The sequence below is a fragment of the Flavobacterium xanthum genome, from assembly GCF_900142695.1.
In the GTDB taxonomy this organism is placed as follows: Bacteria; Bacteroidota; Bacteroidia; order Flavobacteriales; family Flavobacteriaceae; genus Flavobacterium; species Flavobacterium xanthum.
Genome location: NZ_FRBU01000032.1, coordinates 12,679 through 36,268 on the forward strand (window position 1 = coordinate 12,679; position 23,590 = coordinate 36,268).

Annotated in this window: 24 protein-coding genes and 1 tRNA gene; 15 read left to right on the forward strand and 10 right to left on the reverse strand. The window is 33.2% G+C overall.

Annotated features, from left to right (window positions below):
- Positions 1-26: 26 nt before the first annotated feature.
- The 12 genes from BUC11_RS12605 to BUC11_RS12660 all read left to right on the forward strand — a co-directional run bounded on the left by BUC11_RS12605 (position 27) and on the right by BUC11_RS12660 (position 11,696).
- Positions 27-1,310, forward strand: coding sequence for an MFS transporter (locus BUC11_RS12605; protein WP_073354577.1), 1,284 nt, complete (start codon positions 27-29; stop codon positions 1,308-1,310).
- Positions 1,311-1,456: 146 nt separating this feature from the next.
- Positions 1,457-3,067: a glycoside hydrolase family 3 protein gene (locus tag BUC11_RS12610; RefSeq protein ID WP_073354579.1), complete on the forward strand. Its 1,611-nt coding sequence runs from the start codon at positions 1,457-1,459 to the stop codon at positions 3,065-3,067.
- Between the two features lie 139 nt (positions 3,068-3,206).
- Positions 3,207-3,845: a peroxiredoxin gene (locus BUC11_RS12615; protein ID WP_073354583.1), complete on the forward strand. Its 639-nt coding sequence runs from the start codon at positions 3,207-3,209 to the stop codon at positions 3,843-3,845.
- 126 nt (positions 3,846-3,971) lie between these two features.
- Positions 3,972-4,280 (forward strand): thioredoxin family protein, encoded by a 309-nt coding sequence (locus BUC11_RS12620; RefSeq protein WP_073354585.1) that lies wholly within the window; start codon positions 3,972-3,974, stop codon positions 4,278-4,280.
- A 91-nt stretch (positions 4,281-4,371) separates the two neighbouring features.
- Positions 4,372-4,629 (forward strand): DUF6952 family protein, encoded by a 258-nt coding sequence (locus BUC11_RS12625; protein WP_066077240.1) that lies wholly within the window; start codon positions 4,372-4,374, stop codon positions 4,627-4,629.
- Positions 4,630-4,816: 187 nt separating this feature from the next.
- Positions 4,817-5,314 (forward strand): thiol peroxidase, encoded by a 498-nt coding sequence (gene tpx, locus BUC11_RS12630; RefSeq protein ID WP_073354588.1) that lies wholly within the window; start codon positions 4,817-4,819, stop codon positions 5,312-5,314.
- 10 nt (positions 5,315-5,324) lie between these two features.
- Positions 5,325-5,699 (forward strand): diacylglycerol kinase family protein, encoded by a 375-nt coding sequence (locus tag BUC11_RS12635; RefSeq protein WP_073354590.1) that lies wholly within the window; start codon positions 5,325-5,327, stop codon positions 5,697-5,699.
- A gap of 19 nt (positions 5,700-5,718) precedes the next feature.
- The gene (locus tag BUC11_RS12640) at positions 5,719-8,166 is read left to right on the forward strand and encodes a DNA translocase FtsK (RefSeq protein ID WP_073354592.1); all 2,448 of its coding nucleotides are present in this window, start codon (positions 5,719-5,721) and stop codon (positions 8,164-8,166) included.
- Between the two features lie 4 nt (positions 8,167-8,170).
- Entirely contained in the window at positions 8,171-8,860 is a 690-nt protein-coding gene (locus tag BUC11_RS12645; protein ID WP_073354621.1) for an outer membrane lipoprotein periplasmic chaperone LolA1, read from the forward strand.
- Positions 8,861-8,868: 8 nt separating this feature from the next.
- Positions 8,869-10,302: an LptF/LptG family permease gene (locus tag BUC11_RS12650; protein ID WP_073354594.1), complete on the forward strand. Its 1,434-nt coding sequence runs from the start codon at positions 8,869-8,871 to the stop codon at positions 10,300-10,302.
- An 8-nt stretch (positions 10,303-10,310) separates the two neighbouring features.
- A complete protein-coding gene (ribB, locus tag BUC11_RS12655) occupies positions 10,311-11,444 on the forward strand; it encodes a 3,4-dihydroxy-2-butanone-4-phosphate synthase (protein ID WP_073354596.1) in 1,134 nt (377 codons plus the stop codon).
- A 167-nt stretch (positions 11,445-11,611) separates the two neighbouring features.
- A tRNA-Ser gene (locus BUC11_RS12660) sits at positions 11,612-11,696 on the forward strand.
- Between the two features lie 232 nt (positions 11,697-11,928).
- Here BUC11_RS12660 and BUC11_RS12665 read toward each other — a convergent pair.
- From BUC11_RS12665 to BUC11_RS12700, 8 genes are all read right to left on the reverse strand, one after another.
- Complete coding sequence (locus BUC11_RS12665; RefSeq protein ID WP_073354598.1) at positions 11,929-12,111, reverse strand: hypothetical protein; 183 nt, start codon at positions 12,109-12,111, stop codon at positions 11,929-11,931.
- A 24-nt stretch (positions 12,112-12,135) separates the two neighbouring features.
- On the reverse strand, positions 12,136-12,666 hold the full coding sequence (locus BUC11_RS12670) for a hypothetical protein (protein WP_073354600.1): 531 nt from the start codon (positions 12,664-12,666) through the stop codon (positions 12,136-12,138).
- A 22-nt stretch (positions 12,667-12,688) separates the two neighbouring features.
- Entirely contained in the window at positions 12,689-13,015 is a 327-nt protein-coding gene (locus tag BUC11_RS12675; RefSeq protein ID WP_073354602.1) for a hypothetical protein, read from the reverse strand.
- 28 nt (positions 13,016-13,043) lie between these two features.
- A complete protein-coding gene (locus BUC11_RS12680) occupies positions 13,044-13,247 on the reverse strand; it encodes a hypothetical protein (protein WP_073354604.1) in 204 nt (67 codons plus the stop codon).
- 375 nt (positions 13,248-13,622) lie between these two features.
- On the reverse strand, positions 13,623-15,752 hold the full coding sequence (locus BUC11_RS12685; RefSeq protein ID WP_073354606.1) for a VapE domain-containing protein: 2,130 nt from the start codon (positions 15,750-15,752) through the stop codon (positions 13,623-13,625).
- A gap of 3 nt (positions 15,753-15,755) precedes the next feature.
- Positions 15,756-16,046 carry a helix-turn-helix transcriptional regulator gene (locus BUC11_RS12690; protein ID WP_073354608.1) on the reverse strand — a complete coding sequence of 97 codons (291 nt, stop codon included), beginning with the start codon at positions 16,044-16,046 and terminating at the stop codon, positions 15,756-15,758.
- A 101-nt stretch (positions 16,047-16,147) separates the two neighbouring features.
- Positions 16,148-16,768 carry a hypothetical protein gene (locus tag BUC11_RS12695; RefSeq protein ID WP_139259490.1) on the reverse strand — a complete coding sequence of 207 codons (621 nt, stop codon included), beginning with the start codon at positions 16,766-16,768 and terminating at the stop codon, positions 16,148-16,150.
- 93 nt (positions 16,769-16,861) lie between these two features.
- Positions 16,862-18,118, reverse strand: coding sequence for a site-specific integrase (locus tag BUC11_RS12700; protein ID WP_073354612.1), 1,257 nt, complete (start codon positions 18,116-18,118; stop codon positions 16,862-16,864).
- Positions 18,119-18,576: 458 nt separating this feature from the next.
- Between BUC11_RS12700 and BUC11_RS12705 the strand changes: the two genes are divergently transcribed.
- A complete protein-coding gene (locus BUC11_RS12705) occupies positions 18,577-19,824 on the forward strand; it encodes a site-specific integrase (protein WP_073354614.1) in 1,248 nt (415 codons plus the stop codon).
- Positions 19,825-20,214: 390 nt separating this feature from the next.
- Here the strand turns inward: BUC11_RS12705 and BUC11_RS12710 are convergent, their stop codons facing one another.
- Positions 20,215-21,039, reverse strand: coding sequence for a hypothetical protein (locus BUC11_RS12710; RefSeq protein WP_073354615.1), 825 nt, complete (start codon positions 21,037-21,039; stop codon positions 20,215-20,217).
- Positions 21,040-21,182: 143 nt separating this feature from the next.
- Positions 21,183-22,304, reverse strand: a complete 1,122-nt coding sequence (locus tag BUC11_RS12715) for an HNH endonuclease (protein WP_073354617.1) — start codon at positions 22,302-22,304, stop codon at positions 21,183-21,185.
- Between the two features lie 819 nt (positions 22,305-23,123).
- Here BUC11_RS12715 and tnpA point away from each other — a divergent pair.
- Both tnpA and tnpB read left to right on the forward strand, forming a co-directional pair.
- Positions 23,124-23,405 (forward strand): IS66 family insertion sequence element accessory protein TnpA, encoded by a 282-nt coding sequence (tnpA, locus tag BUC11_RS12725; protein WP_073354619.1) that lies wholly within the window; start codon positions 23,124-23,126, stop codon positions 23,403-23,405.
- Positions 23,405-23,590: IS66 family insertion sequence element accessory protein TnpB (gene tnpB, locus BUC11_RS17385; protein ID WP_394332908.1), on the forward strand; the 186-nt coding region annotated here is incomplete at its 3' end. The genes tnpA and tnpB, both read left to right, overlap by 1 nt.

Below are 23,590 nucleotides of genomic sequence, written 5' to 3' on the forward strand. Positions count from 1 at the left end.
TTTCAATTGAATATAATTTGCCCTAAATGAAAAAAGACAATAGCCCTTGGAATTGGATTCCTACTTTAAACTTTGCTTCAGGATTGCCCTATGCCATAATTATTTCGGTTTCGGTAATTATGTATAAAAACCTTGGAATCAACAATGAAGATATAGGTATTTACACTAGTTTACTTTATTTACCTTGGGTAATAAAACCGTTATGGAGTCCGTTTATTGATCTTTATTCTACTAAAAGAAAATGGTTTGTAAGCATGCAATTGCTCATTTCCTTAGCTTTTTTAATTGTGGGTTTAACAATTCCTTTGAGTAATTTTTTTGTCATCAGTTTAGCAATTTTTTGGGTTGCCGCATTTGCTTCAGCCTCCAATGATGTTGCTAGTGACGGTTTTTATTTGGTGGTTTTAGAAAAAGAACAACAATCCTTTTTCCTTGGAATTCGTAGTACTTTTTACAGGCTTTCCATGCTTACTGGAAACGGATTAATCGTGGTTATTGCCGGTTATCTTGAACAAGAATATGGCGATAAACAAAAAGCATGGTCGTATACAATGATAGTAGTAGGATTGATTATGACTGTAATTACCATTTATAATTATTTTTCGACTGCAAACATTGAAGCAAAAATGGCAGTAATGAAAACAGTTTCGATTCCGCATAAAAGTTTTGGGGAAGTTTTTGCCACTTTTTTTCAAAAGAAACAAATAGGCTTAGTTTTGGCGTTTATTCTTCTCTTTAGATTGGGTGAATCTCAATTATTAAAAATGTTAACTCCGTTTTTAATTGATCCAATCAGTGCTGGTGGTATGGGATTAACCACGCAAGATGTTGGCGTTATTTACGGAACTTTCGGCGTACTTTCACTTACAATTGGTGGCATTATAGGAGGAATTGTTATTTCAAGAGATGGATTAGGAAAATGGATGTTACCTATGATTTTGGCCATGCATTTGCCTATTATAGGATTCATTCTCCTTTCGCATTTTCATCCAGGATCCGTTTTCTACATTTATGCAACCGTTATTGCGGAACAATTTGGCTATGGTTTTGGTTTTGCCGCTTTCATGATGTATTTGATTTATGTTGCTGACGGCGAGTCAAAAACATCGCATTATTCTATTGCAACAGGATTTATGGCGCTGGGAATGATGCTTCCAGGAATGTTAAGTGGATTTATTCAAGAATATTTAGGCTATGGAAATTTCTTTATATGGGTTTTCCTCGCCACCATTCCGGGATTAATTTTATCACGCTTCTTGATTTTTCCTACGGATTTTGGGAAGAAATCAGCACAAGAAAAAACAAACTAGCCTTTTTTTAAAAATACAAGTCATATAAGTCCATAAGACGTATTTAAAAGCACTAGTTCTGGAACTTCTTATATAAAGTATTTTATGTTCTGTGATTTAACTTCCAAGTCTTTCATGTTAAAAATTAGTATCATATCCATTTCAAAATGACCTTAGAACAAAAAATAGGACAATTTTTCTTTCCCGCAGTTTTCATTAATGATACAGAAGAAAATATTCAAGCTACCGAATTGCTAATTAAAAAACATAATATAGGTGGATTAACTTTTTTCCACAGCCGTGCAAGTGCTGCTACTAATTATGAAACCAAGAAAAAGGTAATCTTAAATGACGGAAGTTGTCAGCGATTAAAAGAACTTATTGCTCGATATCAAAAGTGTGCTACGACTCCTTTATTGATGAGCATTGATGCCGAATGGGGTTTAGCCATGCGCGTCGAAAAAACACCTCAATATCCTTATGCCATCACGCTTGGAGCTTTACCAGAAAGTGAAAAAAATTTGGTTTACGAAGTAGGAAAACAAATCGGCTTAGACTTAAAATCGGTTGGGATACAGTATAATTTGGCGCCGTTAGCAGACATCAATAATAACCCCAATAATCCAGTTATTGGGTACCGTTCCTTTGGAGAGCATAAAGAAAAAGTAAGTACTTTTGCTTTAGAATATCTCAAGGGAATGAATGATGTAGGTGTTTTAGGTTGTCTCAAACATTTTCCTGGACACGGAAATACAAATGTCGATTCGCATTTAGGATTACCCGTTTTAAAAGAAACACTCGAAGAATTATTAGCCAATGAATTAGTCCCTTTTATAGAAGGAATCGCCCACAATGTCGATTCTATTATGATTGGTCATTTGGCCGTTCCTGCTTTAAACGATGGAAAAGATACTTCAGCAACGCTATCAAAATCGGTTATAGAAACACTTTTGCGAAAGCAATTAGGATACAATGGTTTAATTATTTCGGATGCGTTGAACATGCGAAGTGTTTCGAGTTTGTATGAAAAAAAGGGACAGTTGGAATGGGAAGCTTTCAATGCTGGAAATGATGTATTGTGTTTTGCTGAAAATGTTCCCGAAGGAATACAGGAAATCTTAAAAAAGGCAACAACCGAACGTATCGAGGCTAGTTTTCAACGCCTGTGGAAATGCAAACAAAAAGCAGGAATTGTAGATGGAAATTTGAGTTTGCTAAATTTTTCAAAAAGTGATTTTGATTTTGAAACTACTTCGGAACTAAACCTAAGAATTGCTCAAAACTGCATTACAAAAATAAAAGACAATCACAATTCTATAGCAGTTTTTGAGGCTAAAAATCGAGACGGCTTCGCAAAAATAAGCCTTTATAAAGATCTTGATACTGTATTTTTTAAAACATTATCTCCAGCTTTGTCTTCTCCTGAATTTAGTTATCAAACTGGAGGTAGCTCCATTCTAAATGATCTGGAAAAGAACTTGCATAAATTTGACACCATACTCATTTCTTTGTTTGTTCCAAAGGCTAAACCTTTAAATAATTTCGGCATTGAAGAAGATGTGCTTCAATTTTTAAGTACTTTTTTTTCTACCAAAAAATGTATTTTATATGTTTTTGGAAATCCTTACGTGCTCCAAGTCATCCCAAATCTTCAACATACTCTGGGAATTGTAGAATTATATCAAGATTTTGATGAATTTCAAGAAGTTGCTGCGGAACAACTTTTAAATGATACTTTTTGCAAAGGAACTCTTCCTGTGATGATTAACAACTTGTAATTTACGTGTTAATAGCTTAAATGAAGAATCATAGTAATTCCCTATTTTAAAATAAATATTTATAATTAAAAATTATTTCATTTTCCCTTTTGTCTGTCTACTTTTGCACCATCAAAAAATAACTTAAAAACTAAATAAAATGTCATTAGTAGGTAAAAAATTTCCAAGTATTGCAGTAGATGCTATTTCTGAAATGGGTGATAATTTAAAAATCAACATATTTGAAGAAGCGACGACTAAAAACAAAAAAGTACTTTTGTTTTGGTATCCAAAAGACTTCACTTTTGTTTGTCCAACTGAATTACATGCTTTTCAAGCGGCTTTACCAGAATTCGAAAAAAGAAATACAATAGTTATCGGTGCATCTTGCGATACAAACGAAGTACATTTTGCTTGGTTAAATACCGCAAAAAATAATGGTGGAATTGAAGGGGTTACCTACCCTATTCTTGCTGATACAAATAGAAACTTATCTAATATTTTAGGAATCCTTGATATTGAATCAACGGGTTACAGCGAAGAAACGGATTCTATTATCATTGAAGGATCTAATGTTACGTATAGAGCTACTTACCTTATTGATGAAACTGGAAAAATTTTCCACGAAAGTGTAAATGACATGCCGTTAGGTCGTAATGTAAATGAGTATTTACGTATGGTCGATGCGTTCACGCACATTCAAGAAAAAGGGGAAGTTTGTCCTGCAAACTGGGAAGCTGGAAAAGAAGCCATGAGCGCTGACAGAGAGAGCACTGCTGAATATTTAAGTTTAAACTAATAAAAATAAAGATACAAAGGTTCAGAGGTCCTGATCAACAAAGGTTTTTTGTTGTGCAAATTCACGAAGTTCTAAAAACTTTGTCCCTTTGAACCTTTGCCTCTTTCAACCTTAAAAAACAAACTTATGTTAATCGAATTAACTGAAGATACGTTACAGGATTTAATTACCAAAAATGAAAAAGTAGTCGTTCAATTTTCGGCATCATGGTGTGGAAATTGCCGAATTATGAAGCCAAAATTCAAAAAATTAGCTACAGAAAACGAAGCGATCACATTTGCTCTTGTCGATGCTGAGAATTTTCCTGAATCCAGAAAACTTGCTAACGTGAGCAACTTGCCTACTTTTGCCACTTTTGTGAATGGTAAACTGGTGAACGAAACACAAACAAACAAGCAAGAAGTGCTAATTGAATTAGTGAACGAAATCGTTTAAAAGTTGAATTTATCTTAGAGTTCAGTTGTTATAAACCGCAATAGACTTAAGAAATAAACAAATCAATGAATAACCGCATAAACAAATAAAAATGAAATTACCTGTAATTAAGCATTTGACACAATTTATAGAAGAAAATGATGAAGATTACATCATCGAAACTATTGAGGTTCTGGAAGCAATGAGTGAAATTTCATCTTTGAAAGAGGAAGAATTAGATGTAATTGGGGAATTAATTTCGAATATGTACGGTGCTTTAGAAGTAAATAAACTGGTAAAAACCGGAACAGATAAAAAGGAGGCTTTGAACTCTTTTATGAAACGCGTTTTGGGTTCTATAGACAAATAATATAAAGTTGCAATGCCTCATTTCCTAACGCACTCCTAAACGAGTGCGTTTTTTTTATGCCATTACCCAAACACATTATACTCTAAAGGTTTACACATCGATCCAAAAAGCAAACTTTAAACCACTATTTGAGAACTTATTCTTAAATAATTTTCATACTTTTGAACCTCACAAAAAAACAAACATCATGGCTTCAATAACATTAGGCGGAAATCCAATCCACACTTCAGGAGAATTACCAAAAGTAGGTACTAAAATAGCTGATTTTAAATTAGTTAAAACAGATTTATCAATAGTTTCATTAAGTGATTTTGCGGGTAAAAAACTAGTCTTAAATATTTTTCCTAGTGTTGATACAGGAACTTGCGCAGCATCCGTTAGAAAATTCAATGAAAGTGCCAGTGCATTAAAAAACACCACTGTTTTATGTGTTTCAAGAGACTTACCATTTGCACAAAAACGTTTTTGTGGTGCTGAAGGACTAGATAATGTCGTTAATTTATCTGATTTTCAAGACGGTGAATTTGGCAAAACTAATGGTTTAGAAATTTTGGACGGACCTTTGGCAGGATTGCATTCAAGAGTTGTGATAGTTCTTGATGAAAACGGAACAATTATCCATACAGAACAAGTACCTGAAATTGCTGATGAACCAAATTATGAAGCTGCATTAGCCGTACTTTAATCGTAACTTGATGGAATTTCAAAAAGACAATACTTTTTTTTCAGGAAGATTAAAAAGTGTTTCGTATGCCCTTAAAGGAGCTTTAAAACTAATCACCACTGAACACAGCGTTATGGTCCAATTTTCTTTAGGGATTTTGGTTACCACAGCAGGTTTTTATTTTGGTATTTCCAAAACGGAATGGCTTTTTCAAACCTTAGCTATCGGATTGGTTTTAAGTATTGAAGGTTTGAATACAGCCATTGAAAAAATAGCCGATTTTATTCATCCTAATTATCATGAAAGAATTGGCTTCATTAAAGATATTGCTGCGGGAGCGGTATTTTTTGCCGCTATGACAGCGATAATAATTGGATTAATCATATACATACCACTTATTTTTTAGGTAGTAGCACAAAAAAAGAATGGCAAAAACAACAAAAACAGTCCCTTTGAACAAAAAAACCGATACTAAATCAGAGGCAAAAATTCCATTGCATTTAACCAAACAACATAAAATTGTATTTGGTGCTTTACTGGTTTTATTCTCCGTTGCTTTACTATTTGCCTTTGTGTCGTTTTTTATTTTCGGACAACAAGATCAAAGTGCCGTTCAAGAATTAACCAATCGATCCGAGATCGTCCAAAACTGGCTCGGTAAATTTGGTGCATTCTTGGCTGATTTACTTATTTACAAAGGATTTGGGATTGCTGCATTTATATTTGTGCGTTTGTTTTTCCTCTCTGGAATCTACATGGTGCTGGGTATAAGTGTACGAAAATTAAAGACCATCTGGTTTTGGGATTTATTTGTAATTATTATTTTATCCGTCTTATTTGGTTTTTTTGCAACGTCAGCGCCTGAATTAGGAGGAACAATTGGGTACGAATTAAATTTATTTCTACAAGATTACATTGGAAAACCAGGAACTTTATTGATTTTATTGTTTGGATTAATCATCTACGTGATTTTTAAAATCAAACTTTCGCCTGAAAGCATTCAGTCCTTTTTTGAAAACACAAAAAAAGAAATTAAAGCCGTTGCTATCCCTACTCCTTTTAATAATAAGAAAGGAGATTATAATTTAGAGGAATTTGCAGTTGCCGAAGAAGAATTAGATACCATTCACATCAAAACGAATGGTTCACAATTCGAAATCAATAAAGAAGCATTAAAGCCAACCATCAGCCATTCCTCTGATATCAACAGAGATCCTATCGCGAAGCCGCTTGCCATGGAAGTTACACCCATCGCAGCTCCAGAAATAATTTCCAATCCCTTAGATACTTTTGTTATAGAAACAGCGCCGGAAGAGGACATTATTGAGGAAAACTTGGCGTCAAGATTAGTAGCTGACTTTGGATTATTCGATCCAACTTTGGATTTATCCAATTACAAATTCCCCACAATCGATTTATTAAAGGAATATTCAACGGGAGGAATTACCATCAACCAGGAAGAATTAGAAGAAAATAAAAACCGAATTGTAGATACGCTTCGCAATTACAAAATAGAGATTGCTCAAATAAAAGCTACTGTTGGACCATCAGTAACTTTATATGAAATTGTTCCAGAAGCAGGAATTCGTATTTCTAAAATCAAGAGTTTAGAGGATGATATTGCCTTATCGCTGTCGGCATTGGGTATTCGTATCATTGCGCCTATTCCAGGAAAAGGAACGATAGGAATTGAGGTTCCTAACAAAAATCCAACAATGGTGTCGATGAAGAGTGTTATTGGCTCTGCCAAATTCCAAGAGGCTGAAATGGAATTACCTATTGCTCTTGGAAAAACAATTTCGAATGAAACTTTTGTGGTCGATTTAGCCAAAATGCCTCACTTATTGATGGCTGGTGCGACCGGACAAGGAAAATCAGTAGGATTAAATGCCGTTTTGACTTCGCTTTTGTATAAAAAACATCCCGCGGAAGTAAAGTTTGTTTTAGTCGATCCTAAGAAAGTCGAGTTAACGCTTTTCAATAAAATAGAAAGGCATTATTTAGCAAAACTTCCAGATATGGATGACGCTATTATTACAGACAATGCAAAAGTGGTGAATACTTTGAATTCGCTTTGTGTGGAAATGGACAACCGTTATTCATTATTGAAAGATGCTATGGTGCGTAACATCAAAGAATACAACGATAAATTTAAGGCTCGAAAACTAAATCCTGAAAACGGACACCGATTTTTACCTTATATTGTTCTAGTTGTTGATGAGTTTGCCGATTTGATTATGACCGCTGGTAAAGAAGTAGAAGTTCCTATTGCTCGTTTAGCACAATTAGCTAGAGCCATTGGAATTCACTTAATTATAGCCACGCAAAGACCATCTGTAAATGTAATTACCGGTTTGATAAAAGCCAATTTCCCTGCCAGAATAGCGTTTAGAGTTACTTCAAAAATTGATTCCAGAACTATTTTAGATACGCAAGGTGCTGATCAGTTAATAGGACGTGGTGATATGCTTTACACGAACGGAAATGATGTCGTGCGGGTGCAATGCGCTTTTATAGATACACCAGAAGTAGAAAAGATAACGGAATTCATTGGCTCTCAAAAAGCATATGCGACCGCTTATTTACTTCCAGAGTTCGTTGGAGAGGAAAGTGGCATTAATCTTGATATGAACATATCCGATAGAGATACTTTGTTTAGAGAAGCCGCAGAAATCATTGTAAATGCACAACAAGGATCGGCTTCCTTGCTACAAAGAAAACTAAAATTAGGCTACAACAGAGCCGGCCGATTAATCGATCAATTAGAAGCTGCTGGAATTGTTGGCCCGTTTGAAGGAAGTAAAGCACGAAGTGTAAACATTCTAGATATGAGTTCTCTTGATCAATTTTTCAACAATGAACAAAACAATTAATACAATGAAATCAAACATTCAAGATTCTAAACAAAATTATACACAAACTATGGGCAAAAGACTCCTTTTTATAATGGCCTTATTCCTTTTTGGTTTTTCGATTCAAGCACAAGACAAGAAAGCAAAAGATCTTTTAGATCAAGTTACAGCTAAAGTTAAAAGCTATAACAACATAACAATAGATTTTAAATATTCTTTGAATAATGCAAAAGAGAATATCAATCAAGATAGTAAAGGAAATGTTACCATGAAAGGAAACCAATATGTTTTGAACTTTATGGGAGTTACAAAAATATTTGACGGACAAAAAACATATACTATAGTTCCAGAGGATGAAGAAATCACCATTTCTACTGTTAATGAAAAGGATGATAATGCTATAACACCTTCTAAAATGCTTACTTTTTTCAATTCTGGTTACAAATATAGCATGGATATTTTGCAAAATGTAAAAGGAAGAAAAATTCAATACATCAAACTGGTTCCTGTAAGTGCCAAAGACCAAAGAAAAGAAGTATTACTGGGAATTGATGTGCAAACAAAACACATTTATAATTTGATTGAAGTGGGTAAAAAAGGAACAAAGACAACATTAACGGTTAATTCTTTTAAAACCAACCAACCTTTGTCAAAAAATCAATTTACATTTGCGGGGAGTAAATATCCAAATTACTACATCAACAAATTAGATTAATGTACTAGGTGAAAATTCTTGACAAATACTTATTAAAAACCTTTTTGACTACATTTACTACTGTATTTGTAATCCTGTTTTTTATATTCATACTTCAAACCGTGTGGTTATTCATATCGGAATTAGCCGGGAAAGATTTAGATCTATTAATGATTATTAAATTCCTGGCTTTTTCTATGCCTAGAATTGTACCCCTAGTTTTACCCCTTTCGATACTCTTATCTTCCATAATGACTTTTGGAAATTTAGCGGAGAATTATGAATTTGCGGCGATGAAATCTTCTGGAATTTCGCTACAGCGAGCCATGAGAAGTTTAACCGTATTTATTGTTTTATTAAGTATCGTTGCTTTCTTCTTTTCGAATAATGTAATTCCTTATGCCGAATATAAGTTTATCAATTTTAGAAAAAACATTGCGCAAGTAAAACCCGCTTTGGCTATAGCCGAAGGACAATTTAATGATGTTGGCTTTTATAATATCAAAGTCAATAAAAAAAGTGGCGCTGAAGGCAATACACTAACTGGTATCACAATTCATAAAAAGTCAAAAATTGGTGACGGGAGTAAAACCGTGATAAAAGCAAAAGACGGAGAATTAATAAGTAGTGAAGAATCTAGTATTCTCCAATTAGTACTTAATAATGGCTATTATTATGAGGATATTGTTCCAAAAAAATACGAGGACCGCAGTAAAATGCCTTTTGCAAAAAGCTCTTTTAAAAAGCAAATCATTAATATTGATTTATCAGAATTGAATAAAGTGGATGTAAATGATGAATCCGTAGCCAATACAAATACAATGCTTACTGTTAACGAACTAAATTACACGTTGGATTCATTGAATAAAAACATGAAAACCGATATCATTTCGTTTACAGAGAACAGCAATAGCAGAATTGCTTTCCCTCCGAAAAAACAGCTGATCGCATCTGCAAAAAGCAAACCACTTCCCAATAATATCTTGTCGTTATATACTAATCAACAAAAATCAGATATTTTAAAAATAGCCAGTAGCAATGTAGCAAGTACAACCTACTCGATTGATACTTCTAAAACTGATTTTTTTAATAAACAAAAAAATATAAACAGACATTTACTTGCTTATTATGACAAATTTGTAATTGTATTTGCTTGTTTTCTAATGTTTTTTATCGGTGCCCCTTTAGGCGCTATCATTAGAAAAGGAGGTCTCGGTCTTCCTATTGTTTTTGCGGTTTTAATATTCATCACCTTTCATTTTATAAATACTTTTGGAAAAAGAATTGCTCAAGAAAACGGAATGACCCCCTTTATGGGCGCTTGGTTATCTTCAATTATTTTGACGCCATTAGCAGTATTATTGACCTACAGAGCTACAAACGATATTGGATTAATAAACATGGATGTCATTTTGGTTCCCTTTCAAAAAGTACTAAAAAAAATATTCCCATCACGAAACTAATACCCACAATGGATTTAAATAAAATAGAACTCAATACAATTGAAGAAGCAATAGAAGCTATTCGTCAAGGAAAAATTATAATTGTTGTAGATGATGAAGATCGAGAAAACGAAGGTGATTTTTTGGCTGCAGCCGAAAAAGTGACTCCAGAAATGATTAATTTCATGGCCACACACGGCCGAGGATTAATATGTGCTCCGTTGACAGAAAGCCGTTGCAAAGAATTGGGATTACATGTTATGGTTACTAATAATACGGATCCAATGGAAACTGCGTTCACGGTTTCAGTAGATTTAAGAGGAAACGGCGTAACAACAGGGATATCTGCAGCAGATAGAGCAAAAACAGTTTTGGCATTGGTCAATCCAGAAACCAAACCGCATGATTTGGCAAGACCAGGTCATATTTTCCCTCTTATTGCTAAACAAGGTGGTGTTTTAAGAAGAACGGGACATACAGAGGCAGCAATTGATTTTGCTCGTTTAGCTGGGTTTAAATCAGCTGGTGTGATTGTAGAAATAATGAATGAAGATGGAACCATGGCGCGACTTCCGCAGTTAGTAGCGGTGGCAAAAAAATTCGATTTAAAATTAGTTTCGATCGAAGCGCTAGTTGCCTACCGAATGCAACATGACAGCTTAATTATTAAAAAGGAAGATTTTGATATTGAGACTCGCTTTGGTAATTTCAGGTTGCGAGCGTACCAACAAACCACCAATAAACAAATACACATCGCTTTAACTAAAGGGACTTGGAATTTAGGAGAACCAATATTAACTAGAATACATTCCACACAAGTTAATAATGACTTATTGGGAACTCTAACTAATAACGTTGATCAGCAACTAGACGATATGTTCAAGGTTATTAATGAACACGGTAAAGGCGCTTTCATTTTTATCAATCAAGACATGCAATCAGTGAATTTACTAAGTCGCCTTACTGAGCTTAAATCATTACAAGAATCTGGACAAATGAAAGCACCAAAAATCATTATAGATAGCAAGGATTTTGGAATTGGCGCGCAAATTTTACATGATATTGATATCTCAAAAATAAGATTAGTTTCCAATACAGAGGGTACTAAACGAGTTGGTATGATTGGATATGGACTCGAAATAACCGAATATGTAAAGTATTAAAACTTTTAATTACTTTTTTTTTAAAATATTTTAAGCCTAAAGCATACAAAATGAAACGGTTAAAAAATAGTCAAAAAAATAGATGCTTTTTTTATAAAAATAGATTTGCATAACCAAAAAAGGTTCTTATATTTGCACTCGCAATCAGGTAATGAAAGCGACAGACTGGAGAAATGGCAGAGCGGTCGAATGCGGCAGTCTTGAAAACTGTTGACTGTAACAGGTCCGGGGGTTCGAATCCCTCTTTCTCCGCATAATTAAAACCCTAACAATTGATATTCAATTAGTTAGGGTTTTTTGTTTTGCGTATTTGTACGATTTTTGTATTGTTGGCTTCTTAAGACGTTCAAAAATAGTTTTTCGAGCATAAAAAAGCATCTCATTTCTGAAAGGCTTTTTTGTTCTTAACACGTGAACAGATAGCAATGAAGTATAAAAAAAAACCGCTCATCTCTGAACGGTTTAATTTTTTAAGAGAATTAATTTATCTCAAATTAGAAGTTAAACAAATTTTCGTTTTAAAGGACGGTTTACCCTGCCAATTGGTGCAAGGTATCTTTTTTCCTTTTGCATCCAGTACAAACAAAATTGATGCGGTTTTAAACGTCGCTTTCAATAGTGCCTTTTTGCCGCTTCTTTTATCGGTCTTCATTTCTGCTTTTTTCATAATAATATTTATTTATTGGTTAATTTATTTTAGTGAAAGTATCTTTGCATTTAGTCCCTTTGTGTACGTCTGTACTTTGCCATTTTCCGAGATTAGGACGGAACAAAAAGCATTAGTTTGGTAATGGTTTACGCTAATGCCTAGCTCCTGCAAGCGGTTTAAATCTTTGGCGACCTTATGGGCTAGATTATGCAATTCTATTTGAATATCACTATCGGCATAAGTGCGGTACTGCTCCCTAATTGCTTCAATTTGTTCTTTTGTTAGCTGCTCAAAAGATAGATCGTTTTTGTTTGCTAAATAGAAACTCTCAGCAATTCTATACGGCTCTTTTATGCCTGCTGCATCAAGGCAAAAATCCAAACTTGCTTTGGGGTACTCTTTTCTAAAATTTTGCTCCACTTCCCTTGGCCAGCTTTCAAAACTTGAAAGTTTTAAGCCTAATTGATCGAGCATTGTCAAAATTTGTGTTCCGTTGTTTGATTTTCGTTCGTGCGCTGCAATTACTGAATTTGCAACATTTTCGTTTTCTTGTAATAAAATTCTTTCTTTCATAATATTTAATTTAATTTGTTACTTAATTTGTTATTCTTCTAATTGCGTTCGCTCTCTCTATCAGTTCATCTGTTGATAGTAGTTTTAAATCGGGGGTTGTTTCCTCTGTGAAGTCAATTGTTATTGTTTCTTCGCTGCCATCATTAACGGCAACCGCTTTAAGCGTAGGAACTACAAACTTTGATAGTTCAATTATCATCTTAAGCCTATCAATAGGTTTTAAGCTCTTTAGATCGGCTTTTAACGTTGCCATATTGCCCTGTATCAATAGTTCAAAGCTATCTCTAATATGTAGCGTAGTTCTGTTTGGTGTCCCTGCTTTCCTCCCTCCAGTCTTTAATTTTCTCATAATTTTTCTAATTTTTATCTAATTGCATCTACTTTAGATTTTCGCTAAACATCTGTTTTACATCTTTAAGTCTCTTTGCAAATTCCTTTTCGTTTTCTTTCAAATGTCGGGCGTGCTTAATTAACTTCTCTAGTGCCAAAGATTCTTCTAGCGATAATTTTTTTAGATCCTTTAAAACGATGGGTCTTTCTAAACAAGCGTTGGCTACGAATTTGTTTTTTCTATTGCTCATATTTATAATTTTGTTTTCCGTGCGTTTTCAAGGTGCTGCGGTTCGCCTTTTTATTGATTGCCGCACCTACTGATGCTACTGTAAAATATCTTGTGTGCGGCACTTTTTTAATTTTAACTAACTGATTATTAATGTTTTATGATAAATGATGCTACTGACGCTACCGATGCTACTGATTTTCGCACTTAGAGGGGTATTACTATTATTGCCTTAAGTAATATATCTTTGTGCGCTATTCCTGTATTTTATATTATAACTCTATACAATAGTAGTAGCGTCAGTAGCGGCATTAAGTCTTAAACGTTGATTTTAAAGGGGATTAACCGCCGCACCATCACTAAATAATTGGTGCGTCAAAGGTGCGGCGGTGCATCACTATTCTAAATCAAACAAAAGATATTTTAATCCATAGCCTCGTTTAGAAACTCCGTTAACTCTTTTATTAATTTTTTCAAACCCTAATTTCTTCAAGGCTGCACCAACTTTATTAATGCTGATACGCTGCCTAGTATGCCTTTCCATCTCCTGCGTTATCTCGGTGGCTGTTGTGAAACTCTTTTCGCATTTTTCAAATGATTGCAGTATCATTTCAGTATAAGGGTCAATAGCTTCAAACTCGCTGTTTTCAGTAGCTTGTAAGATTCTTTCACTTTCGGTCAAATTAGAAGTTTCTCCAGCCTTATGCAGCTCATAAATAAGCTGCCAAACTTTATCAATATTTATTTTGAAATACTTTTCTAAATTGAAACTTTGGACGTTAAAAGCTAAAAATCTTGTGTTGCCAGTAGGATCTGTAAAAATGTCCGTATGGTTTGAAGTAGCCATTATTATGGCACTTCTAAACATTTGTTCGTGGTTACGTCGGTACGGTCTTCTTTCAAATATATCATAGCTCGCTGTTAAGTTTTTGAAGTTCGCTAGTGATGTACTTTTAGTTAAGATATTTTCAAACTCATCATAGCAGCCTACTAGAATACTACAAAGGGCAATTTTGCTATCAGTCAATTTTGACAAATTAAACTCAGTTACTTTGCCATAATTTTTAAGATCGTTTGGTAAAATGTTTTTTGAAAGACTTGTTTTGGCTGCTCCCTGCTCTCCAGTTACTACCAATACATTTTTAGTCATACGCTGCAATAGGTGTAAATCAAATAATCCTAGCATCCAGCGAATAAAATAAATACGCATAAGCGGTTTTGGTGTTTTAGAAGTAAAACAATCTAAAAATTTATCCAGTTCATCGAATTGGTTTTTTTCTGTTGGTTCTAAAGTTTTTAACTTTTCTACGTATTCCAAAAATGGGTGGAATTTTCTATTATTTGCCAGTACGTCAATAACGCTTAGTAATTTATCTTTCTGCGTATCTTTATTAAAAAGTAAAGAACTTTCTACAACCATATCGGAAATATGAAAATCTGTTAGTGGCTGTTCGTCAATTTCAGCAACTCCCGTAAGTTGGTTTAATCTAATATTTTTTAAACTTGAATACTCCAGTAACTCGGTGTAACTCTCTTTTGATTTACTCACAACTTTTATAGGATCGGTAAACGTTCCAAAACCTTTTAAACTAAGTTTCTTTTGGGCTTCATAATCGGTCATTCCTGCCAACTCTTTGTATAAGTCATATAAATTGTACTCTAGTTTTAAAAGTCCCGTATTTGGGCTAAAAACGTGAAATTTAATAACAGCTTCATTATTATAACAAACGATACTTTTAGGGCTTCCATCGGCTCGCTGGTACTCATACATCGTTTTACCTTTTCCGTCGGTTACTGTATAGCCTTGCTGCTCCAGTAGCTCGTTAATAATCACAATACTTTTAGGATTGTTATTAAAAACTGTTGCAGGATCGTTTGACAATAGAAAATTATCTGTTTGCTCTCCTAGTGCTGCTGTGGCAACTTCTTTTATTACGTCCGTGTAAACCTGCGAATTTTCATTTAAGATATATTTAGGATCGTATGAAATGAAACGTAAACGGGTCGGATCTGCTAAGAAGTCAATATTCACATCGTACTCCTTTTTGTAGTATTGCTGGAAAGAAAGATAAATTTCATTAAAATTATTTTCAGTCGGAATTTTTACGAAAATGCAAAGCCCGTTACCACTTAAAGAAAAATGAATTAAAAAGGTGTATTTGTCTTTTGCTAAAACGTCTTTAAGATGGTGCCAGTTGTCGTAATCTATCGGTAAAATATCTATGTCAACAACCGCCAAGCCGTTAAGCTCTTGTATGTCTTTTAAGCTCCTGCCAGTTGGTCGCATAATGCAGCTGCCAGTTATACAAGGCTGGTGTACTTTTCTTTTCTTGTATTCATCGGCTGGTAATGCACTAAGGGCTTCATTTTTCGGATCACTTATTAAATTAAGATGGTCAGAAAGATAAATGTCTTTTGTTTTCTCAGTACATTTTGCACTTTTGTAATATGAAAAGATTAGTTTATCTTTGAAGCTCTTTGCAGTTTCAAAAGATTCTAAGCGGTGGATAGTGTCGGTGCTACTCATCGCTTATTTTTTTAATGGAATAAGTGATTCCATTATCTCACTTCTTTTGTAATAGCATTTATTTGCAAACTTATGGACTGTTATACGTCCTTTGTTTTGCCAATGCCATAAAGTGGATGCGTTTATTTGTAGTAGTTCTAAAACCTGCTCACGGCTTAAAAGATCGTCGTTTGCGGTTTGGGTGTTAAAAGATTTTTTAAAGTCTTCTAATTCTTTTCTGAACACAAATACAATAAGTTCCAAAAATTTATCAGAACTAATATGTTCAATTAAAGTTGCTGTTGCTGTTGCCATTTTTACAATGTTTTAGTGATTAATAACATTGCAAATATTGGTTTGGGATTGTACCCTAAAAGACTACACATTGTACCTTTTTGGGTACGCTTTGAACCTATTTAATTTTTATAAAGTGTTTTTGCCGTTTCGTAAATAGCTATCCTTGTTTTTGTTTTATTGTGATTTGAAGTCTTTTCAATAATCATTCCGTTGTAGTTTTCTGCTATCCATTCCAAAAAGCGAACTTGTGAAACGCTCTTATATATTAAGCTGTCTTTTTTCATTTCCTCAAACATAAATTTAACGTCCGTTCTACTTTCTTCTGTAATACCAAAACCATCAAACATTGATTGCCATACTTCAAAGGCGTTACCAACAAAAATATTATTATGTCTTTCTTTTATGACTTCATCAATTTTCAAATTTTCGGGCTGCTTCTTTTCAAATTTACTAGATAGATTTTTTAAATGTTTCTCTAATGAAATGATGTAAAAATTATAAAATTGCTTTTCAAGATGTATAGATTCGTGATCTTTTCGATTGCCATAAATTGACCGTCCAAGACTCATTGAATAAGGGTCAAGGTTTTCGGGGCGGTTAGGTAGTTCCATTTCGCTTAATAGTTTTTTAGCTTCTTCAATTTCACTTTCAAAAAACATTTGTGTGAATATTTGATCATCAAAATTATCTTTGCTTTGCTCTTTTGCTTCGGTCAAATAATGATGTAATTTACTAATCATATAAACATTGATTTTGTCAAGTCTGTATATCGGCGGTGGAAAACTAGTTATTTTCATTGTGATTAATTGTGTCGTTAGTATAAGAAAGATAAATTAAAAATAGTTAGTCATTTCAAGTGCCAAATCTTTATTGCTTTTGCCTATGTAATTTAAAAACATAACTTCGGTACTGTGTCCAGTAACATAAATCAAATAAGTGGTTGGTATTTTTCCGTAAAAATTTGTAGCAAATGAACGTCTTCCAATATGCGACGTTATCAAATCGCATTTTCTATATAATCCAGTTTCTTTGCGAAATATTCCGCTTTTTGGAGCTGTTTCTAAATGTTTACTCCCTGTTATATTTTGCGTTAATTCTGCAATCTCACAGACTGTTTTGATATAATCGTTATACCTTTGATCTGATATTGCATAAGGAAAAGAACCGTTTCTTTTATCCAAAATTTCCAGTACTTTCGGGTGTAGTGGAACGGTCATAATTTTATCAGTTTTGACTTGTGTAAATTCGATTAGTTTTTTGCCGTTTTCAATTCTTATCATTTCAGCAGTAAACCGCATAAAATCTGAAACCCTTTGACCGCAATAACAAGAAATTATTAACCAGTCTTTTGCATTGTCCAAGCTATCAGTTAATTTTTCCTTTTCGATTTTCTCGATTTTGTCAAGCTCCTCAAAGGTTAAATATATCTTTTCGACCTTTACACTATCCAAACGTAAACTGTCCAGCTGTGGGTGTGTTTCAAGTCCTAAAAATCGGGCGTGCCTGCAAAAGGTTTTAATAAAAGTTAATTCTCTTTGCATTGTATTTTGAGCATAATTTTTAGACTTGTAAAATTTCACAAATTCATTTTTGAAATTATCGTTCACGTCTTTAATTAAAAACGGGGCTTTTCTCAAAACTTCCATTTCCTCAATTTTAGTTTTGATAACTTTAAATTTTTGGATCGAGGTTTGTTTTGATTCGTGTTTACGATACTCAATATAAAAATCAATATACTTCGTTAATTCAGATGGTAATTTATTTTCTTTTACTTCCTGTGGTGGATTGTAATAATTATCAATTTGAGTTTGTAACCATTCTTTTGAAACCTCATCAGTCTTAACAAAATTAAAAGCCGTTAAAATATGATTTTCAATTTTATTAAGTTCGTTATTAATTTCCGTTTGCTTATTTGTAATCAAAATATCTTTTGACTTTTTTTTATGCTGCTTGCTCCAGTAGTCTTTTGTAGTTTCAAATTTAGTATTTGCACCAAAAACAAAATCAGTTTCATTGAAACGATATAACAACCTCAAATGTAAATTTGCTTTGTCTTTAGTGGATCGGTATAAAAAATTAACTGCTGCCATAATTCGTAATATTTTGAATAATACAAATATAAGTCTTTTGTACGATAGTCGTACGATTAAATACAATTTAATACATTTTAAAACAATCAAATAAATAAATCTATTTTTGATAAAACTCTGTAAGCACTACGTTTATTGATATATTTGCAATAATCAAAGTGTAATTGATTTTAACTGATTGTGTTATAAGCAGTCCCTCTTTCTCCGCCAGTAGAAATACAAACGGTTACAAAACCTCATAAATCTTATGATTTATGGGGTTTTTTCTTTTTGGTACTATTCAAATTATTCATTAAATCTCAAAGCATTGGTGTCTTTCGAGGTGTCACTTACTAAATTAAAAATCTAGTGACACCGCGCAAAAAAAGAACCAGTTCAACGACTTGTTCATCTATTGAACATCTTGTATGAAGTCATGCGATTGATTAAATTTAATAATAACTAAAAGGTTACCACTTATGAACACAACTGTATCTGTTCTCTTTTACATTAAGAGAAGTAAAGTCAATCTAGATGGCGTTTGTCCAATTTACACGAGAGTTACCATTAAAACCAAACGTTTCGAATTCAGCAGCGGTAAATTTATCAATCCCGATAAATGGTCAATAGATGGCGCTAAAGTTAAGGGCACAACAGAAGAAGCCCGTTCAATAAATAGTCATCTTGATTATTTGAAATCCAAAATTTACGATTCCGAGAAAAACTTGATCAAAAACGACATCGCGATAACATCCGAAACATTAAAAAACAAATTACTGGGAATCGAAGAACGCCAAAGAACCCTTATCCCCATCTTCCAAGACCACAACAATAAAATCAAAGAATTGGTAGGCAAAGAATATGCACCAGGAACATTGGAGCGTTACAAGACTTCGTTAAAACACACCATAGATTTTCTGGAATGGAAATACAAAATATCAGATATCGAGATTGATAAAATAAATCATGCTTTTATTACCGACTATGAATTCTACTTGCGCAGCGTTAGGAATTGCGCCAATAACACCGCGGTCAAGTACATCAAGAATTTTAGCAAAATCATCAAAATATGTTTGGCCAACAATTGGATTGACAGAAACCCTTTCAGCAATTATAAAGCCAAAATCAGAGAAGTGGAACGGGTGTATTTATCAGAGGGAGAAATTCAGAATATCATCAACAAAGATTTCAAAACAGATAGACTATCATTAGTACGCGATATCTTTCTTTTTAGCTGCTTTACCGGCCTAGCATACATTGATGTCAAAAACTTAACAAAGTCCCACATAAGCCTCGGTATTGATGGAGAGAAGTGGATATTCACCCACCGCCAGAAAACAGAAACGGCTTCGAAGATTCCAATTCTTCCAATAACCCAAATGATTATCGATAAATACGAGGATCATCCGGAATGCTGCAATCAAAACAAACTACTTCCCATTTTGAGTAACCAGAAAATGAATGCTTATTTAAAGGAAATTGCCGGCGTTTGCGAAATTGAAAAAGAACTTACTTTTCATATTGCCCGACATACATTTGCAACCACAGTAACACTCACGAACGGAGTTCCTATCGAAAGTGTAAGCAAAATGCTTGGACACAAAAACCTAAGAACCACTCAACATTATGCAAAGGTTCTAGATAAAAAAGTTAGCGAGGACATGATGATTTTGAGAAACAAAATGTTAAACAGCAACAATGATAAAATTATCAAAAATGCTAATTAGAATTTTCGTTAATCGAATTTAGCACTTAGTGAGTTTAGAATAGTGTCTAGTCCTAAAAAAACGACACTAGATTTAAATTATCAAAAGCAAATAATACAGTGTGTAATTCTGCAATTGAAAACATTAAATTCTAGAATTAAGCACTCTACATTCAACCTTAAACTAGCTAGAATTAAAAGCCCCTTACGTATTTATTTTTTTTTCTTAATACGCAAATAACATAGTGTGTAATTCGCGAATCTAACACTATACTTTGCTTAAACCAAAAAAAAGAGGCAATAAAGCCTCTTAAATCTTTTAAATTCCAATAACGATAACTCCAGCAATGGCAGCCTACCAAGCCCTTATTATTGGCTTTCAAGCCTGAAGAATCGTTTGCTGTAGCAGAAGTTATTTTTTATATATAATATCTTTTGGAATAAATTTGTGTTTCTTTAATTCTTCGGCGGACTCTTCGAGTGATTCAATTTGAGTCAGTTCTTTTAGTTCTTGGCCAGTTTTTAAAGGCAAGAATTCAGTCTGTAATTTCTCGCCAAAATCATTTACAAACACATAAAGTTCATCGGAAACAATTGTTTCTCCTGCTTTATCTACTTTCGTATAAATAGGAATCCACACATTGTAGTCTAATTCTGAATTTTCTTTTCTGGTCGCTTGGTTTATTGTTAGGTAAATTATAACATCAAATGAGGATTCTTTAAATTTGCGACCAATTAAATTTGCGATTACTGCCAAAAAACCTTCAGTAGAAAAAAAGTAATTTCCATCATTTATTAAAAAAACTATTCCATTAGCTTTTTCTTTATTAAATGTCTTTTTAGATTCTTCAATTTGTTTGTCTGCTTTATGAATAGCTCGTTCGATCGTTCTTGATGCTCGCTCTATTAAATCTTCGTTGCACTTTTTTGGGAGTGGTTTTCTTCTGAATGCATAATCTCTAAAATCTTTTTCAGTCATCATCCCCTCTTCTAACCATTTTTTATATAGTTTTTCAAGTCTTGTAAATTCTTCTTGACCAGAAAAAATATCCTTCTCAAATGTTTTTAGTTCAGCAATAATTTGAGGATTCTCAAAGAGATAATCTGCATTTTTTCTATCTACTTTGTTTTCTGCTAACTTGTCGATAACAGTTCCTCCATAGTATTCAACATATTCTGAAAATAATTTTTCGATTTCTGGGAAATATGGTCTTTCTAGTTCTTTATTGTTGCTCATATGATTTCTGCTAACGTTCACGCTGCTTTGAGATGGTGGGGAAGTCGTAACCGCTAATTTTTTGGCTTAGCGAAAACGTGATGCTAGATGGTAATTGTACTAAATCAGACACTAGCTCAGAAAACGGTGATTATACGTTGTATCTATATTTTATTTATCAGATGTTTTTGAGAAAGTTTTGTTAATATTTCTGTATATCCAAATCCCATAGTTCCTTCTATAGATCTTACCCAACAGCTAACAAAAATATCTTCTATACCATCGTCATTAAAATCTGCTCGAAATTGTTCTAATAGTGAGGTTTCAAAACCTTCGAATTCTAAACTGAATTCATAAATTCCAGGTGAAATATCATATTTTACAATTCCTCTCCTAACTAATTCTCCGATTGACAAGCCCTCTTCAATATACTCCTTTAATCTACCTTCAACATCAAAAAGAATGTTCGGAGATAGATAATCTAACATATTTAATTTTATCCAAGGATCATTTAAAAATGATCCTTTCGGCATTTGTGATTTTTGCAAAACTTCAATAAACTCATCAAAAAATGTAAAATTTGAAGACATTTTAATTGCATATGTTGTCAACGGATAATATCCTTTTGCCGTTGCAATCTTCCATTCATTTAGCGTAGATACATTAGTTTTTTCATCATTATCATTAACTAATTCTAAATATTCATCATCATTATAAATCATTAATTTCTTGTCCAAAAGACTTGAAAAATCAGTATCTAAATAAAAATTATCATAAATTTCATCAATAAATTCTATTCCAATCGGTAATTTAATTTCTCTAATATCCCAATCCTTTTTCTCAGCATCTTTTAAAATATCTTTTAACTCTTCTGTATTAATTATATTTGCCGAAAGAGCACATTGAAGTTTAGAGATAATTAGTCCTTTATTTTTGTTTCTTTTTAATTTTTCAATTTCAATTTTGACTTTTGCTTCAGTTTTTAGAGCAATTGAAAGATAAAATAGACTTGCATTTTTAGTGAAAAGATCATTGCTTTTCCTTAAATTACATTTACTATGAGTAGGAACTAAATTATAAAATGCATTTAGATTAAAATTTTTATCTAAGCCTAAATCATTTTTAATCTTTTCAAATTCATCAGGATTATTTTCAAGTGATTCAGGAATTATATGATCTATCTGTAAATCTCCCCAATCTAAAGATTGGTTACAATAGAAGCATAAATTTTTGTATGCACTCCAAATGCTACTTCTTATTAGATTATCAAATTTTGTTTTACTCATAATTTTCTGTGATGTAGCGCATAACTCCACTCTGTGAAAAAACTGTCTTTTTTATTCGTTCAAATGTACTGAATACTTATAATATTAAATCAAGAAAAGTCGAATTGTAAATAATGTAACACATCACAGGAATTCCTCGCAATCAAATGTGTTTTTCGAGTTTAGAAGACTGTTGATCTTATTAATTGTTACTAACAAAACAGTGCCGGAAAATACAATAAAAACCACTCTTAATGTACTACAAAAAAAGAAGCTTTCTTGCCTGTTAAGGATTATTCTAATAATTCTAAGTTAACTCCATAGTGTTAACAGACTCTTAACTGGTTCCGTTAAAAATCGGATTTATTATTCATTCTACGCAAGCAACAAATCTATAGCTGTTATGTGCAGTTCTTTAAAGGCTACAATTGTACTGAACCTTTTTTAATCAATCTAATACAGTCTCAGGTGTTACTAATTCCGCTAATTTAGCAGCAACTTCTTCCATTGAATCTTCTACAGTGCTTAAACCACTTCGTGAGCCAAGCAAAGGACTTACCTCACGTAAATCATCAAAAGTTGTGTTATGAACAATAGGGACAAGTAAATCGCGAGCTAAAAGTGCAGAAAGTTATTTGTCAGCGATACCTTCTCCTTTAATACGTTTTAGAAATAAAGGGGTAACTAATACTATTCCAACTCGAGACTTAACTAGTCCTTTATCGATTTCACGAAGTAAAGATGAACCTAATAAGACATCCTTTTCGCTGTATCCGCCCGACGAAACCCATATTTTTTAGATTAACCTAAGGTAGTAGTTTTGTTCTAAACAATTTAGACATGGACAAAAATGAATTTATGTTATCCCGAGTTGAATCTTGGAAACAAAGTGGACTTTCACAACAAGCGTATTGCGATCAAGCAGGTATTAAATTAGGAACCTTCAGCTATTGGATACGAAAAAGCAAAAATGAAGAAGCACAAAGCGGAGGTTTTATTGCACTGAAAAAACCAGTTTTCGCTTTAGAAAACAAATACGAAATCGTATACCCCAATGGAGTTGTGCTACGACTTGATACAGATAATTTAAGTGAACTTTCAGCTTTAGTAAACCTATATTAGTGTTTAGCCTAAGTAGTTCACATACTTTTTTACTCTACCCCAAAGTTTGCGATATGCGCAAAAGTTTTAATGGTTTGTGCGGTCTTGTTGCCAATGAATTAGGACGCGTTGCACATAGTGGGGAAGTGTTCATTTTTATCAATCGAAATAATAATCAGATGAAACTTTTACACTGGGAATCCGGT